The sequence below is a fragment of the Mesorhizobium sp. B2-1-3 genome, from assembly GCF_006442495.1.
In the GTDB taxonomy this organism is placed as follows: domain Bacteria; phylum Pseudomonadota; class Alphaproteobacteria; order Rhizobiales; family Rhizobiaceae; genus Mesorhizobium.
The window spans coordinates 251,590-267,553 of record NZ_VFWL01000006.1; the positions used below are offsets into that span (position 1 = coordinate 251,590).

Here is a 15,964-nt window from a genome sequence, read left to right on the forward strand (position 1 = left end):
GTGTCCGAAGTTCAACTCATTCGCGAGGCGGTCGATGAACGCCGCGGGCCGGGCGCGGCCGCCATGTTCCTGCGGCAATTGCGCAAGTCTCCGCTCGGCATGATGGGCGCCGTGCTGGTCGTGCTTATGGTGGTGACTGCGGTCTTCGCCACCTGGATCGTGCCTTACGATCCGATCAAGATCATGGTCGGGCCCCGGCTGGCGCCGCCCTCTTTGCATTTTCTTCTCGGCACCGATCAGTTGGGACGCGATGTCTTCTCGCGGGTCGTCATGGGCGGAAGGATCGCGCTGCTCGTCGCCTTCGTCTCGTTGGGCGCCTCGCTCAGCGCAGGGCTTGTGCTCGGCCTCATCGCCGCCTTCGGTCCGCGCTGGCTGGACAATCTGCTGCTGCTGGTCTTCGACACGATCCGCTCCTTTCCGGTCATCATCTTCGCCTTGGCAGTGGTGACGCTGCTCGGGCCGAGCCTTGCCAGCGTCATCTTCGTCGTCGCGATCACGTCTGTGCCGATCTATGCGCGCGTGGTGCGCACGCAGGCCCACGCACTGCGCGAGAGCGAGTTCATCACTGCGGAGCGCGCCATGGGCGCCGGCATCGTGCGCATTCTTGCCGTGCACGTGCTGCCCAATGTGATCGGGCCGCTGCTGATCCTGGTCAGCATGGATGTTCCGCTGGTCATCACGCTGGAGGCCGGCATGAGCTTCCTAGGCATGGGTGTCCGTCCGCCGACGCCGGACTGGGGAACCATCCTCAGTGACGGCTATGGCTATATCCACAAGACGGTGTGGCTGGTGATCGCCGGCGGCATCCCGATCGTCATAACCACGCTGGGCTTCACTTTCCTCGGCGAGGCGCTGCGCGACATTTTCGACCCCAAGCTTCGGAAAGACCTATGAATCCCGGCGCTCAGGCAGGACATTCTCCAAACCGCGACGCGCTTCTGGCGATCCGTGGTCTGTCTCTCGATTTCGGCACGCCGCGCGGTCGCGCCCATGCACTGCGCGATATCCATATCGACGTGCCGGCGGGCGAAGTGGTCGGCATCGTCGGCGAAAGCGGTTCGGGCAAATCGACGCTCGCCTATGCCGTGACGGGGCTGCTGGCGGAAAATGCCGAGATGGTGAACGGCGCCATCCTGTTCGAGGGGCGCGACCTGCTCGGCATGGCTCCGGCGGAGCGGCGCGGCTTACTCGGCAACCGCATGTCGATGATCTTCCAGGATCCGATGACGGCGTTGAACCCGGTGCGCAGCATCGAAAGCCAGATGATCGATATCCAGCATCACGAGGGCGGCTCGCACCGGACCAAGCGCCAGCGCGCCCTGGGTATGCTTCATCGGGTCGGCATTCCGGACCCGGAGAGCCGCATCGGCGGCTATCCGCACGAGTTTTCCGGCGGAATGCGCCAGCGTATCTGCATCGCGATGGCGCTGCTGGTGAAGCCGGCGCTGCTCATCGCGGACGAACCGACCACAGCGCTCGACGCGACGCTGGAGGTGCAGATCATCCATCTGTTGAAAGAGCTGCAAAAGGAGATCGGCTGCTCGATCCTGTTCGTCTCTCACCACCTCGGCGCTGTCGCCGAGCTCTGCGACCGGGTGGCGGTCATGTATGCGGGCGAGGTGGTCGAATACGGCACCGTGCGCGACATCTTCCGCCGACCGGGGCATCCCTATACGCGCGCGCTGCTCGAATGTGATCCCGGACGCATCAGGCAACGCACCCGCCAGTTGCCGACGATCCCAGGCGAGGTGCCGAGCCTCCTCGGTACCCAGGCGGGTTGCATCTTCCGTCGGCGCTGCCCGCAAGCCTTTACCCGGTGCGTGGATGACAGTCCTGTCCCGTGCGCTATCGGCGCAACGCACACCGCACGTTGCCATCGTCTCGACGACACGCTGGTGGCGCCGGTATGAGCCCCCTGCTTTCTGTCGAGGATCTTCGCGTACGCTTCCGCACCATGGGCGCGCTGAAGGCGCTCGCCAGCGGCGTTAAGAACCCGTTCGTGGACGCCGTCTGCGGCGTTTCCTTCGAGATCCGCAAGGGCGAAACGCTCGGCCTCGTCGGTGAAAGCGGTTCGGGAAAATCCACCATCGCCCGCGCCATCATGGGCCTGCGGCCGCCAACGGGCGGCACGATACGCTTCGATGGTCAGGTGCTGAACGGCCTCGCCCCGACGGAGCGCAAGCCGCATCTTCGGCGCATGGCGATGATGTTCCAGGATCCGGTCGGATCGCTGTCGCCGCGACTCACTGTATGCTCACTGCTGATGGAGCCTTTCCGCATTCACGGCGTTACCGGCCGCGACCCCGCCGCCGAAGCGGAACGCCTGCTCAACATGGTCGGCCTGCCCGCCGATTTCGGGCGGCGATATCCACACCAGCTTTCCGGAGGCCAAGCGCGCCGCGTCGGCGTGGCGCGGGCCCTTGCATTGCAACCCGATCTTATCATCGCCGACGAGCCGACCGCGGGACTGGACGTGTCCGTTCAGGGTGAAGTCCTCAATCTGCTTGGACGTTTGCAGGGCGAACTCGGCATCGCCATTCTCATCATCACGCATAATCTCAATGTCGTGCGCCACATGACCGATCGCATGGCGATCATGTATCTCGGCCGCTTCATCGAGGTCGGCTCGACCGAGCGGATATTCGCGCAGCCGCGCCACCCCTATACGGAGGCGCTGCTGTCGGCCAATCCGGAACCCGACCCGGACGCCGTGCTCGACAGGGTCGAGCTCAGCGGCGAGGTGCCGAGCCTGATGACGCGCCCAACGGGCTGCGAGTTTCACACCCGCTGCCGCTATGCGCAGGGCATCTGCAAAAGCGCCTTCCCGTCCCGGGCAGCCGACCGGGAAGATCCCCGCCATGTCTTCAATTGCCACTTCCCGCTATCGGAACGTGCGCTCGCCGGAGCCACCAATGTCTCGTGAAATCCTCGATGTTCCTCTTGCCAACGGCACGCCGGGCAGCCAACACAGCGTGCGCATCATCCGGTATGGTGCCGCCGACGCGCGCCCGAAAGCCTACATACATGCCGCGCTGCATGCCGACGAAGCGCCCGGCCTGCTGGTGTTACACCATCTGGTCGAGCAGCTTGACGCCGCCGACGCGCGCGGCGAAATCCGGGGCCAGATCGTCGTCGTTCCCTACGCCAACCCGCTCGGCCTGGCGCAGTTCGTCAATGGCGATCATCTGGGGCGTTACGATCTGGCCAGCGGCCGGAATTTCAACCGCAAATGGCCTGATGTCGCCGGCGAATTGACCATACGACTTGCCGATCGGCTCGGAAGCAGCGCCGACGACAACACGGTGCTCATCCGCAGCACGATTCGCGAAATTCTCGACGAACGCGGCGCAGGGCAGCCTGTCGATTCCCTTTACACCGCCTTGGCACGCGAGGCTTTCGATTCCGATCTTGTGCTGGATCTGCACTGCGACGACGAAGGGCTGATGCATCTGTTCGTGCGGCCCGAGATCTCGGCCGAATTGTCCGACCTTGCGCGGGAACTCGGTTGCCGGGCGGTGTTCTCACAGGGTTCGTCGGGCGGCTCAACCTTCGCCGAAGCAAGCGTCGAGCCCTGGATCAGGCTTGCGGCTGCCCTTCCCGATAAGGTGATCCCGATCGGCTGCCTCGCCGCGACGGTGGAACTGCGCGGCTTCATCGACATCAGTGATGAGATGGCGTCGGCTGACGCTTCCGCCTTGCTCAACGTGCTTCGCCGCCGCGGCTACGTCGCGGGGCAAGCGGGCCTGCCGCCCGCCGCGCTTTGCGAGATCACCGGCTTCGATGCGTGCGATGTGGTTCGCACGCCCGCTTTCGGTGTCATCGTCTACCGCGCCGAACTGGGTGAACGCGTCACTTGTGGACAGCCGATCGCGGACATCATCGTGCCTTCTTCGCTGGGCCGCGAGGCGCGCGTGACGGTACGGGCGCGCACCGACGGGCTCGTGGTGACGCGAAGGCTGAAGAAACTTGTCGCCGCCAATCAGGTCATTGCCAAGGTGGTGGGCCAAAAGCCCCTCGCCCACCGGACAGGCTATCTGCTGGAGGATTAGATCGATCAGCGGGCGCGGGCACTTCTTGACCGCAGATCGATGATTGGCGGCCACGCGTAGAAACGAGGTCCGTTCGACCTGATCCTGTCCCGGGCTCTAGGCCAGGGGCCGACCGCCGTCGACCGGAATGATAACGCCGGTCACGAAACGGAGATGGGTCGCAGCCGCCAAAACCGCCTCGGCGACATCGTCGGGCGTGCCCAGCCGCCCCAGCGGCGTCCGGCTTGCCTGTTCGTCCCGCCAGGATTCGTCACGGCCCTTGATGAAGTCGGTGTCGACGACGCCGGGCGAGACCGACACGACCCTGATTCTCGGGGCCAGGGCACGCGCCAGCGACTTGGTCAGATTATCGACAGCGGCTTTCGACGCACAATAGGCGACGTTGCTTCCCATGGCGGTGACCCCTGCGATCGACGAGATGTTGACAACAACCCCGCTGCCGGTGCGATCGAGCAGCGGCCGCATGGCCCGCGTCGCAGCAATCACACCGCGCACGTTGACGCTGAAGATGCGGTCGATCAATTCATCGTCCAGGCTGTCGAGATCCGGATGTGGCACGAAGCGGGTTGTCCCGGCGCAATTGACCAGGACATCCAGCCGGCCAAAGCTTTTCTCGATCTGACCAGCGAGGCGCGCGAGGCAATCGCTGTCCGTCACGGTCGCCTCGGCGACGAAGTGATCGCCGTACGCCAATGACGAAACCAGATCGTCGGCCGTCTGCCGCGAACGGTTGTAGCCGATGACAACCGAAGCCCCTTCCGCAGCAAGCCTGGATACGATCCGCGCGCCGATGCCGCCGGTTGCTCCAGTGACCAGGGCAACCTTGCCTGTGAGTGTGGCTGTCATGGCCGTCTCCTGAGTGTCAAACCCCGGTGCTTCGCTTATGGGCGGCCAGCGCCATTAGATTGCGGTCGCGCCAGGCGCTGCGTTCGGCGAGTTGGGATGCTGACAACTTTTCGCGGCGCGCTTCCTCGGCCTTGGCAACCAGCCCTTCCGACCAGGGGGCCGGATCGCGCCTGGCGAGGGCGATCGAATGGTAGAGCGGTCCCAGACGTCTCGCGTAGTCCGCGATCCCGCCGGGCGCATTCAGATCGATCGTCTCGAAAGGCCCCATGAAGGACCACCGGTAGCCGAGCCCATGCGACACCGTAAGGTCGATATCGGCGGCACTTGCCACGCCCTCCTCGAGCAGGGCCCAGGCTTCGTTCAGCAATGCCCCCTGAAGCCGGTTGAGGACGAACCCTTCGACTTCCTTGCGCACGATCACGGCAGCCTGCCCTACGGCCTCCATCTGCACCCGCAGCCACGCAACGGTCTCCGCGTCGGTCCAGGGCGCCGGGACCAGTTCCACCAACGGGATCAAATGCGGTGGATTGACGGGATGAGCGACGAGAAAACGCCGGCGGTTGGCACAGGACCCGGTGAAGGCCGAGGCCGGAATGCCGGAGCTGGAGCTGCCTACGACCGCGTCGGGCCGCATCGCCCGGTCAATCTCCAGACAGACCGCCTCCTTGATGTCGCGCACTTCCAGCACCGACTCCTGGATGTAGTCGGCATCCGCTACCGCACCCTCCAGCGTATCGACAACGTTCAGCCGCCGCATGACTGCATCGACGGCATCTACCAGCCCGGCCTCTTGCATATCGGCAAGGCTGGCCCGGATCTTGTCGAGCACCGCGGCGCGGATGTCGGCGCTGCCGTCATAGATGGTCACATCATGGCCGGCCCGGGCGAAGACGATCGCCCAGCCACGGCCGACCAGTCCGGCACCGACAATGGCGACTTTGCGGATTGCATCCATCATTGCACCCGTGACGTCTCGCCGTCCGCGAGGCAAATTTCGGTGATCCGCAGGCCATCCTGAGTGATGCGGGATGGGAACCGGTCCTTCAACCGCTCTTCGTGGATGGGAATGACCCGCCGTGCCTCGTGGCCCACCTGCTTCATCATCTCCTCGGTGGCGAGAACGAGATTGGTCTGGCTGCCGACCGCAAGCCCCACCGGAACGTAGAGCGTCTCGATATCGACGGCAGCTCCCGAGCCCTCGATGTTATCGAAGACGTAGACCAGATCGCCAGCCAGCACCCAGGTGTCGTCCTTGCCGTTGCGCACGGTGACCCACATCGATCCGTAGGTATGGCTGTCAAAGGCGGCATGGAGATCGATGTCGGGCAGGACGTCCTGTTTCGCTCCGTCGATCGTCACCAACCGCTTCTGACGGGCCAGGTCGACGCCGCGCACGATGTCGCCCGGGTCGACGGCTACGTTCATCCAGCGCATGCGATCCGGCAGCGACATCGCCCAGACCCACTTCGCGATCTCCCTCTCCTGGATGTAGAAGGTCGCATTCGGGAAGTCCTCGACATTGCCGAAATGGTCGAAATGCGCGTGCGTGACGAAAACCGTGTCGACGCTCTTTGGCGAGAGGCCGATTTCGCCAAGAACGGCCTCGGGCGAGTGCCAGTTCTCGACGCCAAATTTGTCGGCGAGATGCTTGCCGTAGTCCTTGTTGTTGTAGCCGACATCGACCATCGCAACGCGACCGTTGCCCTTGATCAGCGCGTAGCAGTAGGGAAGCTTGACGTAACCCTGGTTGTGGGCGCCGTAGAGCACGCCGCTCTTGTGGTAGTTGCTGACGTAGCTGTACTCAAGCACCCAGATCGAATATTGGCTCATTGCTTCCTCCCTGTTGTCGCCAACGCTGCGCACAGCTGCAGCAGGCGTGATTGAAATCGACCGGCGTCATACCGGCCCGCGGTTCCGACGCCGCCTGCAGCCCGGCGTAGGCGCGTTTGATCCTCTCCCCGGCCCGGTCGAGCTCCTGCTGCCAGTCGCGCCGCAGTCGGGCCGAACCGAAATCGTCCAGGACCTCGCCCAGCATTGCATGGGCGGCCCCCAGACGCGCGCAATGGCTTTCGAGCCCATGCGGCGCGTGCAAGGCGCCCAGCCGCTGCTCCACCTCCGTCCACCGTTCGCGGGCCACCGGAATGTCAGGCAGATCGAGCACGTCGCGGCGTCCGCCGGCCTGAGCCAGGACCAGCAGGCCAGCGAGTTGGCCGATCAGCCGGCGCAGGCCTTCGTAGACGGGGCGGGTTGCCACGACGTAGCGGACGATGGCTTCGTCGGCCAACGCGGCATCGTTGACGGTGGCGACGGGTTCCTCGCTTCCGGTGACGGAGACATGGGGCGCCGCGACGACCTCGCAGTCATAGCGGTGGACGCTTACCGCCCGCTCGAAGAAGCGCTTTCCCGGGATATCAGCCATGGTGCCTTTTTCGCGTCGTCGCGCGCTCGATCACCGCGCCGGGCGGGATTAGTTGAACGATCGGCTCCCGGCCGGAATTCGTGCTCAATTCCTTCGCCAGGCTGACCGTGGCCTCGAGCATCTGGTCAATGGGCTGCCGGACGGTCGTCAGCCCGTGCGAAGGCCAGTGGGCCATCTCGATATCGTCGAAGCCGACGATCGAAATGTCGTCCGGCACGCCGAGCGCCAGCTCTCGCCGCACGCCGTCGAGAAAGCCAATGGCGAGAATGTCGTTGGCGCAGAAGACACCGTCGGGAACCTCTTTCAGGTCACGCAGCTTGCGCGCCGCTTCGTAGCCGGCGTGATAGCTGAACTGGCCTGCCTCGATAACTATCGGCGCGGCGAGGCCACGCTCGACGGCGCGTTCGCTGAAGCCCCTGTGGCGTGCGACATTGGTGGAGGCATCGGGCAAGGCGGCGATGTAGGCCAGGCGCCGGTGGCCGGTATCGACGAGATAGTCGGCGATGCTGCGGCCGCCGAGTATATTGTCGCAGGAAATGCCGAACGCGTGGTCGTCGGCCGAGAGTCGGTTGAAAAAGATCACCGGAGTGCCGGCCCTACGGCATTCCTGCGCGGCCGCCGAAGACAGGGTGGCCGCCAGGATGATGGCAAGATCTGGCTGGTAGTTGAGCAGCAGGCGTAGCGCCTGGTCGACGTCTCCCGACTGGTCGGCGGCGACGAGCATCACGTTCATGTCGATGGCACGAAGGGCGGTGGTCAGCCGCGTCAGCACTTCCGGATAGAACGGGTTCTTGATGTCCGCGACGACAATACCCACGATACGCGTCTTCTTGGTGATGAGGCTGCGCGCGAAAGGGTTCGGCGAATAGCCGATCTCCCTCGCACGGTTCAGCACCAGGTCCCGCGTATTCTTGGCGATCACGGCATCGGCGTGAAAGGCCCTGGATACGGTCGAAACAGACATGCCGAGATCGCGCGCCAGATCCTTCACGGTCAGGCGGGGCTTGCTGTTCTTGTTGCGGGCGATGATCGACATGAAAACTCCGTTGGCGCGCTGGCTTAGGCCTGGTTGCGACCTCCATAGCGGCGGACCCGGATGTTGGCCTGCTCGGCATGCCCATAGAATCCCTCGAGGACACACAGGCGCGAACAGTACTCGCCTATCATGGCGCTCGCTTCGTCGGTCAGAACGCGCTGATAGGTGCAGGTCTTGATGAACTTGCCAACCCACAAACCGCCTGTGTAACGGGCCGCCTTCTTGGTCGGCAGCGTATGGTTGGTGCCGATGACCTTGTCGCCATAGGCAACATTCGTACGCGCTCCCAGAAACAGAGCGCCGTAATTGCGCATGTTGTCGAGGAAGTAGTCCGGATCGCGCGTCATGACCTGGACGTGCTCGGATGCGATCCGGTCGGCCTCCGCGACCATTTCCTCGTAGGAAGCGCAGACGATCACTTCGCCATAGTCCGCCCATGCCTTGGCGGCGATCTCGGCGGTCGGCAGGATCTTCAGCTGCCGCTCGATCTCGGCCAGGGTGTCGCGCGCGAGCCTCTCCGAATTTGTCAAAAGCACGGCGGGACTGGTCGGACCATGCTCGGCCTGGCCGAGCAGATCGGTCGCGCAGATCTCGCCGTCGACACTGTCGTCGGCAATGACCAGCGTCTCGGTCGGGCCGGCGAACAGGTCGATGCCGATACGGCCGTACAATTGCCGCTTGGCTTCAGCGACGAAGGCATTGCCAGGACCGACGAGCATGTCGACGCGCCCGATGGTTTCGGTTCCGAGCGCCATGGCGCCGACGGCCTGCACACCGCCCAGAACGTAGATCTCGTCCGCGCCGGCCATGTGCATCGCGGCCACGATAGCCGGATGCGGACCGCCCTGGAACGGCGGCGCGCAGGCGATGATCTTCTTCACCCCGGCGACCTTGGCCGTCACCACGCTCATATGCGCGGAGGCGACCATCGGGTATTTCCCGCCCGGCACGTAGCAGCCGACTGTTTCCACGGGAATGTTCTTGTGGCCGAGGACAACGCCGGGAAGCGTTTCCACTTCGAGGTCCTGGAGGCAGGCGCGCTGCTTCTCAGCGAAATTGCGAACCTGGGCCTGGGCGAAGCGAATATCCTCGATGTCGCTTGCCGACACCTTGGACATCGCCTGCTCGATCTCGCTGTCGCTGAGCCGGAAGCTTGGCGGCGACCATTTGTCGAAACGCTCCGACAACTCCCGGACAGCGGTATCGCCTCGCTTTTCTATGTCGGCAAGGATCGTCTCGACGGTCGTCCGGACGGCCGCATCGCTCTGGGCGACAGCTTCGGGATCCCTGCCCCGTTTCAGAAAAGTCGGCATATTCTCATCCTTATGTTGAGTCAGGTGGGCGGCAGGATGCCGTCCACCTGTTGCATTGCTGATCGTCAGGGTTTTACCGTCGGCTCGATCTTGGTGAGCTTGTATTCGTCGGCCGGAGCCTTGCACGATGAGCAGTTGATGCCAGGGGCATCGGGCGCCTGCTTCACGTCCGCGGGCAATGCCTGAATGGTCGCTCCTGGTGTTGGCTTGCCCTCGAGCGCCGACTGCAGCGACAGTTCCGGCAGCAAATCGGGATTGAAGACCTCGGTGACGAAGGAACTCGGGACCTTGTCGGACGGGAAAACATTGCACCCGTCGGCGAAGGTATCGCCTTTGCAGGGTTTTACTTGATCCGCTGGCACCCAAGGCAGCGGGTACTCGATGTTCATCGGCTTCAGGTCGCGCTTCTTGGTCAGGATCTCCATCATCAGCTTGAAGGCATAGCCTGACGTAGCAGGCGGCGAACCGGCGGACACACCCTTGAGACCCATGCCTTGCATCTTCGGGTCTGCCAGTCCGAGACGAAAACCGTCCGAGTTCTCGCCGGTCATCGGAACCAGTTTGTTGCCCTTGTCGAGCAGCGCTTGAACGGCGCCATATTCGCCTGCCTGAGCCCAGATGCCGTCAACATCGGGATGCGCAGCGAGAGCCTTGGCCGTCTCCTGCTGTGTGGTGCGGTCATCCCAGTAGGAGTAGTATTCCGCGACGACCTTGATGCCGGGATACTGGTTGAAAATGTGCATCGCGCCGTCGGTGTGGCGCTTATCCACCGAGTTGCCCGGGACGCCACGGCTCAGGAAGATCTTGCCCTTGCCTCCCAGGATATTGACCAAGGCCTGGGCGGTGTTCTCGCCGAAGCCTGCGGTGATATAGCTGACATTGTAGGCGCAAGGCTCGGTCACCGTGGCGTCGTACATGAAGAAGAGCACGCCCTTCTGGCAGCCGCGATGGACCGTGCGGTTCAGCGCCGTCGACGAGATCGGGAAGCTGATGATGCCGTCGGCGCCAGCCTGTATCATGCTTTCATAGGCCGAGATCTGAGCCTGGGGGTCGGTTCCCGAGATGACTTCCTTCAGCTCCACCGTCTTGTCGTAGGGCGGCGTCTGCGCCAACGCCTTGACGATGTTCGCAGCCTCCGACTGCCACGAATTGCCGCTGTAGCTCAGCGACAGATATATCTTGAACTTCTTGTCCTGCGCTTGGGCATGGTCGACAACCATCCCAACGCCCATGGCGGTGGCAAGCGTCAGCGACGCGGCCAGTCCCAGTCTTTTTAACAGCCTCATTTCGATCAACCTCCCGTTGGAATTTGGCCCTTGCAGGTGCCGGACCAGAGCTTGTGAGAACGTTCTCACAATTGGACAAACGCATTTCACGCACAGGCATGGTCACTTCCTCCGCGTCAGCATTCGATTTCCGAGATCGGCCAGGAATTCACCGCGCAGCACCAGCAGGGCGGCGACAATGATTGCGCCCTCTATGACGGTGCGCCATCCTTCGTTGAGGCCGATGGCGGAGATAACGGTGCCAAGCGTCGTCAGAAGAATTGCGCCGCCGACCGTCCCGATGAAAGTTCCGCTGCCGCCGAGGATCGAGGAGCCGCCGACCACGACGGCAGCGATGGAAGGCAGCATGTAGCTGTCACCCATCCTCAGCGTCGCCCCGTTCGAATAGCCCACCAGCATCATGCCGACGAACCCTGCGCAGGTGGCACTGATCGCATAGGGGACGAGCTCGAGCCGATTGACAGCGACGCCGGCGATAAGGGCGGCGTTCCTGTTGGTGCCAAGGGCGTAGAGCCGGCGGCCGAGCGCAGTGAAGTTCTGCAAGAACCAGCCGAACAGGATGAAAACGACGGTGAAGTAGATGACCAGCGGCACGCCGAGGAACCATTCCTTCATCAGCCATAGCAAGACGGACGGGGAACCGCCGCGCGGCGTCCCGCTGGTATAGCCCAGCGCCACCGAAGCCACGACGATCGAGGTCGCCATGGTCATGATGAAGGGAGGAACCTTCAGCCAGACAATTCCCAGTCCGCTGATCGTGCCGACCAGCGCGCAAATGACTAGGATGGCCGGCAGCATGTACCAGATGCCGGCGTTGCCGCTACCAATCCAAGTCGTCGTCAACACGCCGCCGAGCGTGATGAGGGCGGGGACCGATAGGTCGAGCCCGCCGATCAGGATGACGAGCCCTTGCCCGAACGACAAAACGATCAGGAAGGACGCGAGGATGAGAACCGTCAGCACCTGATCCCAGGAACCCAGCGCCGGACTGATGAAGCGCGAGCAAACCACAAGCACGACACTCAGCCCAAACACCACAAACGTATTCACCACCTCCCGGTCGAGCCTTTGCCTGCCGCGCCGGTCGGAATTGGCCTCGAAACGCGTTGCGACGTCCTTATGCGCGTTCACCGGATCTCTTCCTTCTTGAGCAGGCGCGCCACGGCGCTGCCGAACACGATCGCAAGCACCAGCACGAAACCTTGGAATATGCCGGTGTAGAAGGACGAGACCCCACCCGAGAAAAGCACCTTCTGCAAAAGCATCAGCGTACCGGCGCCGAGGATCGAGCCAACGAGGCTGCCTCGGCCGCCGCTCAACGGCGTGCCGCCGAGCGCCACCGCGGCAAAGGTGAGCATCAGGAATGGCGTGCCGGCTGTCGGATTTCCTGTCGCCGTCTGGGCGCTCAGCATGAAGCCGGCGACGCCGTAGAGGATGCCGGCGCCGACAAAGGCCGTGATGCGTACCCCTGCGACGGGCACGCCGGAGAAGCGAGCCGACTGCTCGTCGGCGCCGATCGCATAGAGGCCGATCCCGGTATTGGTCCGCCGGAAGGCAAGCCAAAGCGCGATGGCGGCAACCAGAAACAGCCCGGCGATCGGGATGATACCGAACAGGGTGTCGGTCAGCGTGTAGGTGACGAAGTCGGCAACCATACCGCCAGGCGCGTCCAGGATAACCAGCGAAAGCCCCTGGCAGACGATCATCGTGCCGAGCGTCGCCGCGATGGTCTGCAGCCCAAGCCTGGCCACGAGAATGCCGTTGATTGCCCCGACGGCACCGCCGATCGCACAGCACATCAGGAGGCTGGCCAGCGCACCGCCAGGACCATCGAACGGATAGACCGCCATCAGCACATTGGTCAGCGAGACGACGCCCGCGACGGACAAGTCGAAGCCGCGGCTGATGACGACCAGCGTCTCGCCCGCTGCCGCGAGCGCCAATGGCGTCGAGTTGTTGACGAGGTCGGTGAAGGTGTAGACCGAAAGCGCATCCGGTTGCCAGAACGCGTAGAGCGCATAAAGCAGGACATAGATCATCGCCACGATGCCGGTGCCGCTGATGACAGCCCTCCATAACGCGGAGCGGCGGGGCGCGGGATTTGCCTGGACCGCGGTCATGCGGCCACTCCATTCACCGCGCCCGCAGCGTGGCCGATCAGCGCGCCGACGATAGTCGGCTCATCGATGGCATCGCCCTGATATTCGGCGAAGACGCGGCCGCCATAGAGCACCATGCAGCGATGCGCGAGATGGACGAGTTCCGGCAGTTCGGACGAGTAAAAGAGCACCGAGCCGCCATCGGCAGCGAACTTCCGGATCGCCTCGTAGATCGACTGCTTGGTTCCGACATCGACTCCACGCGTCGGATCGAAAAGCAGTAGAGTGCGCGCACCCGTCATCATGACGCGCGCCAGAAGCGCCTTCTGCTGGTTGCCACCGGAAAGCTCATCGATCTTGAACTGCAGATAGCGCTCCTGCAGTTCGACCGCCTCAGCGGTTTTTTTCGCAATGCGACGCTCGCTGGCCGGCCAGACGACGCCACCCTGCGCGATACGCGAAATGATAGGCAACACCATGTTGCTGGCGGTGCTGAGGCCGGCGAAAATCCCTTCCGACTTGCGGTCCTCCGGCAGGTAGGCAAGGCCGTTGCCGAAATGGAGCGCGGCGCCCGGGCTAGCGATCTGGGCGGGCACGCCGTCGATCTCGATGCCGCCGCTTTTCGCCTTGGAGAGGCCGATCATCGTCCTGAACAGGTCGCGTTGGCCCTGCCCCTCGAGCGCGGCGATGCCGACGATCTCACCTCGCCTGACATCAAACGACACGTCGCGCAAAATGCCGCCGGAGAGGCCCCGAACGCTGAGCGCGACGGGCGCGGTGTCGGCGACCAAAGGCTGCGAGGCGGTCGTCTCACGCGCGCTTCGGCCGACCATCATCTCGAAAATGTTCTCGTCCGAAGCGCCGGACAACTCGACGGTGCCGATGCTGCGGCCATTGCGCAGGATGGTGGCGCGCGAACACAGGGTGCGCACCTCGCCGAGGCGGTGGGAAATGTAGAGGATGGCGGTCTGCAGGTTCTTCTGCCGGCGCACGAGCTCAAACAGCCATTCGACGTCCGCCAGCGCGGCCGTCGGCTCATCGAGGATCAAGAGCTTCGAGGCATGGGTGAAGGCGCGCACGATCTCAAGCCGCTGACGATCCGAAAGCGAAAGCACGCCGACGGGCGTGTCAGGATCAAAGTGGGAGAGAGCGTAGTCGTTAAGAACCTTGCCAGCTGATGCCGTGGCGGTGCGGCGCGAGACGAGACCTAGCTTACCCTTCGGCATTTTCGGCAGCACGAGATTCTCGGCGATGCTGAGATTCGGCAGCAGGCTGAGTTCCTGAAAGGCCGTCGCCACGCCCTGCGCCCGCGCATCGATGATGCCATGCGGCGCATAAGGCTTGCCGAAGATCGACATGGATCCGCCGTCAGGCGTCACGACGCCGCTGAGGATTTTCACGAGCGTCGATTTGCCGGCGCCGTTCTCGCCCAACAGCGCATGGACTTCCCCTGGCCGCAGATCAATGGAGACGGAATCGAGTGCGACTGTGGGTCCGTAGGATTTTGCAATATTCGCGATGCGAACAGCCAGCCGGATCTCGTCGGTACCCATACCTCCTCCCAAAAGGTAAGTCCGCCGCAGCGGTGAGAACGTTCTCTGAGAACGTTCTCACTAATCCACAAGCACCGCCGGCTTGTCAATTGTGAATCGTTCATTCCTTGTCGAACGCACCAGGCTCCCGGCCTCCGGGCGGCACTTGGCCGTCTTTTGAGTGCTCAGAAGTGGCTGAGCCGGCGCCTTTTCTGGGCGGCTGGTCGGGGGGCGCCCGCCGGGATGGATTCTGCCCCTCGGACTGATGCGTTTTCTCATTCACCTCGCCTGAAGGGCGCGTCAGGCCTTGCCCGGACGCCGGCGGCTTGTTGCCTGCGGCGTCCTGGGAGAATGAATCGGCGGGATCGCCGTCGCTCCTGGCCGGATATTTGGTGGCACCAGTCTCGCGGCGATTTTCGCTTCCAGTCATGGCCGGTCCTCCTTTGGCACAGTCATAACCTGGTTTCGACCGGCAGGTTCCAGCGGCTAGGCCGGAAGCGCAGATTTGAATCCGCCGCCGCTCCTATGGCCGGAAACCAATTTGGCGGCGCTGCGTTGACCCCGCAGGATCAGATCCCCCAACAGCTTCGGAGAAAATTCATGCTCGACCGCAGCGGAAGCGCCGTCCTGACGACCGACAGTCTCTGACAACGGGCAGCAACATGGCTCGCATCGAGCGCGGACATTGTTTCTGCGGTGCCGTCACGGCGGTGATGGAAGGAGAGCCCTTCTGGATCTGCTTCGACCATGACGACGATTGCCGGCGGGCGATCGGCGGACCGATGACCATCTGGATCGGCTATCGTCCGCACCAGGTCAAGCTGACCGCCGGGAAGCCTAAGACCTTTTCGAAGACGAAGGGAGTCGTCCGCTCCTTCTGCGCCGATTGCGGTACCTCGATCTTCTATGCCGACGAAGGCCTGCGTGACGAACTCTATGTCTCGATCGGCTTCATGGACGCGCCGGAGCGGTTTCCGCCACAGGCACAGGCCTATTGGGATATGCGCCTGCCATTCATCGACATGGCCGACGGCTTGCCCCGCGTCGACGGCTACACGAGGCGCCGCGATCCAGCCTTGGGCAATCCGCGTGACCGTTGATGACGCGCGCCACACTAGCCCCGCAGGCTATTGCCCGATCAGGGTCAGGCCAAAGAGAATGGCCAGCCACAGGCCCACCGCCGCGACCGCGAGCCTGGGGAGGATGCCCTCGCCCGCCAGATGCATGAACAGCAGCGCGATCACCACTGTCTTGGCAGCCGCCGCGGCAAGGTTGATCGCGGAATTGAACCCACCGAGGTCGACAAACGAAGAGCCGACGGTAAGCGCCAGCAAGGCGAGCAGCGCGAGATAGGCGAATGTGAGCTTGGCGAGGTCGCTCATCG

Annotated in this window: 16 protein-coding genes; 5 read left to right on the forward strand and 11 right to left on the reverse strand. The window is 63.5% G+C overall.

Going from position 1 to position 15,964, the window contains the following annotated elements:
• From FJ973_RS13400 to FJ973_RS13415, 4 genes are read left to right on the forward strand one after another with little or no spacing between them, the layout of a single operon-like run.
• Window positions 1–894, forward strand: a complete 894-nt coding sequence (locus FJ973_RS13400) for an ABC transporter permease (protein ID WP_224704661.1) — start codon at window positions 1–3, stop codon at window positions 892–894.
• Window positions 891–1,910 (forward strand): ABC transporter ATP-binding protein, encoded by a 1,020-nt coding sequence (locus FJ973_RS13405; RefSeq protein WP_140556165.1) that lies wholly within the window; start codon window positions 891–893, stop codon window positions 1,908–1,910. The genes FJ973_RS13400 and FJ973_RS13405 overlap by 4 nt, the downstream gene beginning before the upstream one ends.
• Complete coding sequence (locus FJ973_RS13410; RefSeq protein WP_140556166.1) at window positions 1,907–2,923, forward strand: ABC transporter ATP-binding protein; 1,017 nt, start codon at window positions 1,907–1,909, stop codon at window positions 2,921–2,923. Before FJ973_RS13405 ends, FJ973_RS13410 begins: the two co-directional genes overlap by 4 nt.
• Window positions 2,913–4,049, forward strand: a complete 1,137-nt coding sequence (locus FJ973_RS13415) for a succinylglutamate desuccinylase/aspartoacylase family protein (protein ID WP_181168601.1) — start codon at window positions 2,913–2,915, stop codon at window positions 4,047–4,049. Before FJ973_RS13410 ends, FJ973_RS13415 begins: the two co-directional genes overlap by 11 nt.
• 96 nt (window positions 4,050–4,145) lie before the next feature.
• On the opposite strand, the gene FJ973_RS13420 is transcribed toward FJ973_RS13415, so the two are convergent.
• From FJ973_RS13420 to FJ973_RS13465, 10 genes are all read right to left on the reverse strand, one after another.
• Window positions 4,146–4,895, reverse strand: coding sequence for an SDR family oxidoreductase (locus FJ973_RS13420; RefSeq protein ID WP_140556170.1), 750 nt, complete (start codon window positions 4,893–4,895; stop codon window positions 4,146–4,148).
• Between the two features lie 16 nt (window positions 4,896–4,911).
• Window positions 4,912–5,850, reverse strand: a complete 939-nt coding sequence (locus FJ973_RS13425; RefSeq protein ID WP_246675874.1) for a 3-hydroxyacyl-CoA dehydrogenase — start codon at window positions 5,848–5,850, stop codon at window positions 4,912–4,914.
• A complete protein-coding gene (locus FJ973_RS13430; protein ID WP_140496115.1) occupies window positions 5,850–6,725 on the reverse strand; it encodes an N-acyl homoserine lactonase family protein in 876 nt (291 codons plus the stop codon). The genes FJ973_RS13425 and FJ973_RS13430 overlap by 1 nt, the downstream gene beginning before the upstream one ends.
• Entirely contained in the window at window positions 6,697–7,314 is a 618-nt protein-coding gene (locus FJ973_RS13435; protein ID WP_140556173.1) for a hypothetical protein, read from the reverse strand. Before FJ973_RS13435 ends, FJ973_RS13430 begins: the two co-directional genes overlap by 29 nt.
• Entirely contained in the window at window positions 7,307–8,350 is a 1,044-nt protein-coding gene (locus FJ973_RS13440) for a LacI family DNA-binding transcriptional regulator (RefSeq protein ID WP_140496117.1), read from the reverse strand. The genes FJ973_RS13435 and FJ973_RS13440 overlap by 8 nt, the downstream gene beginning before the upstream one ends.
• Before the next feature lie 23 nt (window positions 8,351–8,373).
• Window positions 8,374–9,663 carry a histidinol dehydrogenase gene (hisD, locus tag FJ973_RS13445; RefSeq protein ID WP_140518013.1) on the reverse strand — a complete coding sequence of 430 codons (1,290 nt, stop codon included), beginning with the start codon at window positions 9,661–9,663 and terminating at the stop codon, window positions 8,374–8,376.
• Window positions 9,664–9,728: 65 nt separating this feature from the next.
• On the reverse strand, window positions 9,729–10,949 hold the full coding sequence (locus tag FJ973_RS13450) for a sugar ABC transporter substrate-binding protein (protein ID WP_224618028.1): 1,221 nt from the start codon (window positions 10,947–10,949) through the stop codon (window positions 9,729–9,731).
• Window positions 10,950–11,051: 102 nt separating this feature from the next.
• Window positions 11,052–12,080 (reverse strand): ABC transporter permease, encoded by a 1,029-nt coding sequence (locus FJ973_RS13455; protein ID WP_181167742.1) that lies wholly within the window; start codon window positions 12,078–12,080, stop codon window positions 11,052–11,054.
• Window positions 12,077–13,069 (reverse strand): ABC transporter permease, encoded by a 993-nt coding sequence (locus FJ973_RS13460; RefSeq protein ID WP_140556176.1) that lies wholly within the window; start codon window positions 13,067–13,069, stop codon window positions 12,077–12,079. The genes FJ973_RS13455 and FJ973_RS13460 overlap by 4 nt, the downstream gene beginning before the upstream one ends.
• A complete protein-coding gene (locus tag FJ973_RS13465; protein WP_140556178.1) occupies window positions 13,066–14,601 on the reverse strand; it encodes a sugar ABC transporter ATP-binding protein in 1,536 nt (511 codons plus the stop codon). The genes FJ973_RS13460 and FJ973_RS13465 overlap by 4 nt, the downstream gene beginning before the upstream one ends.
• A 641-nt stretch (window positions 14,602–15,242) precedes the next feature.
• Here FJ973_RS13465 and FJ973_RS13475 point away from each other — a divergent pair.
• Window positions 15,243–15,680, forward strand: coding sequence for a GFA family protein (locus tag FJ973_RS13475; protein WP_140556180.1), 438 nt, complete (start codon window positions 15,243–15,245; stop codon window positions 15,678–15,680).
• A gap of 27 nt (window positions 15,681–15,707) precedes the next feature.
• Here the strand turns inward: FJ973_RS13475 and FJ973_RS13480 are convergent, their stop codons facing one another.
• The gene (locus FJ973_RS13480; RefSeq protein ID WP_140522223.1) at window positions 15,708–15,962 is read right to left on the reverse strand and encodes a cytochrome C oxidase subunit IV family protein; all 255 of its coding nucleotides are present in this window, start codon (window positions 15,960–15,962) and stop codon (window positions 15,708–15,710) included.
• Between the last annotated feature and the right edge of the window lie 2 nt (window positions 15,963–15,964).

What these genes read in the sequence shown, in the direction of transcription:
- FJ973_RS13480 (WP_140522223.1), bottom strand. Translation starts at nt 15,962, where the DNA reads ATGAGCGACCTCGCCAAGCTCACATTCGCCTATCTCGCGCTGCTCGCC.
- FJ973_RS13460 (WP_140556176.1), bottom strand. Translation starts at nt 13,069, where the DNA reads ATGACCGCGGTCCAGGCAAATCCCGCGCCCCGCCGCTCCGCGTTATGG.
- hisD (WP_140518013.1), bottom strand. Translation starts at nt 9,663, where the DNA reads ATGCCGACTTTTCTGAAACGGGGCAGGGATCCCGAAGCTGTCGCCCAG.
- FJ973_RS13420 (WP_140556170.1), bottom strand. Translation starts at nt 4,895, where the DNA reads ATGACAGCCACACTCACAGGCAAGGTTGCCCTGGTCACTGGAGCAACC.
- FJ973_RS13425 (WP_246675874.1), bottom strand. Translation starts at nt 5,850, where the DNA reads ATGGATGCAATCCGCAAAGTCGCCATTGTCGGTGCCGGACTGGTCGGC.
- FJ973_RS13440 (WP_140496117.1), bottom strand. Translation starts at nt 8,350, where the DNA reads ATGTCGATCATCGCCCGCAACAAGAACAGCAAGCCCCGCCTGACCGTG.
- FJ973_RS13405 (WP_140556165.1), top strand. Translation starts at nt 891, where the DNA reads ATGAATCCCGGCGCTCAGGCAGGACATTCTCCAAACCGCGACGCGCTT.
- FJ973_RS13410 (WP_140556166.1), top strand. Translation starts at nt 1,907, where the DNA reads ATGAGCCCCCTGCTTTCTGTCGAGGATCTTCGCGTACGCTTCCGCACC.
- FJ973_RS13475 (WP_140556180.1), top strand. Translation starts at nt 15,243, where the DNA reads ATGGCTCGCATCGAGCGCGGACATTGTTTCTGCGGTGCCGTCACGGCG.
- FJ973_RS13465 (WP_140556178.1), bottom strand. Translation starts at nt 14,601, where the DNA reads ATGGGTACCGACGAGATCCGGCTGGCTGTTCGCATCGCGAATATTGCA.
- FJ973_RS13435 (WP_140556173.1), bottom strand. Translation starts at nt 7,314, where the DNA reads ATGGCTGATATCCCGGGAAAGCGCTTCTTCGAGCGGGCGGTAAGCGTC.
- FJ973_RS13430 (WP_140496115.1), bottom strand. Translation starts at nt 6,725, where the DNA reads ATGAGCCAATATTCGATCTGGGTGCTTGAGTACAGCTACGTCAGCAAC.
- FJ973_RS13450 (WP_224618028.1), bottom strand. Translation starts at nt 10,949, where the DNA reads ATGAGGCTGTTAAAAAGACTGGGACTGGCCGCGTCGCTGACGCTTGCC.
- FJ973_RS13415 (WP_181168601.1), top strand. Translation starts at nt 2,913, where the DNA reads ATGTCTCGTGAAATCCTCGATGTTCCTCTTGCCAACGGCACGCCGGGC.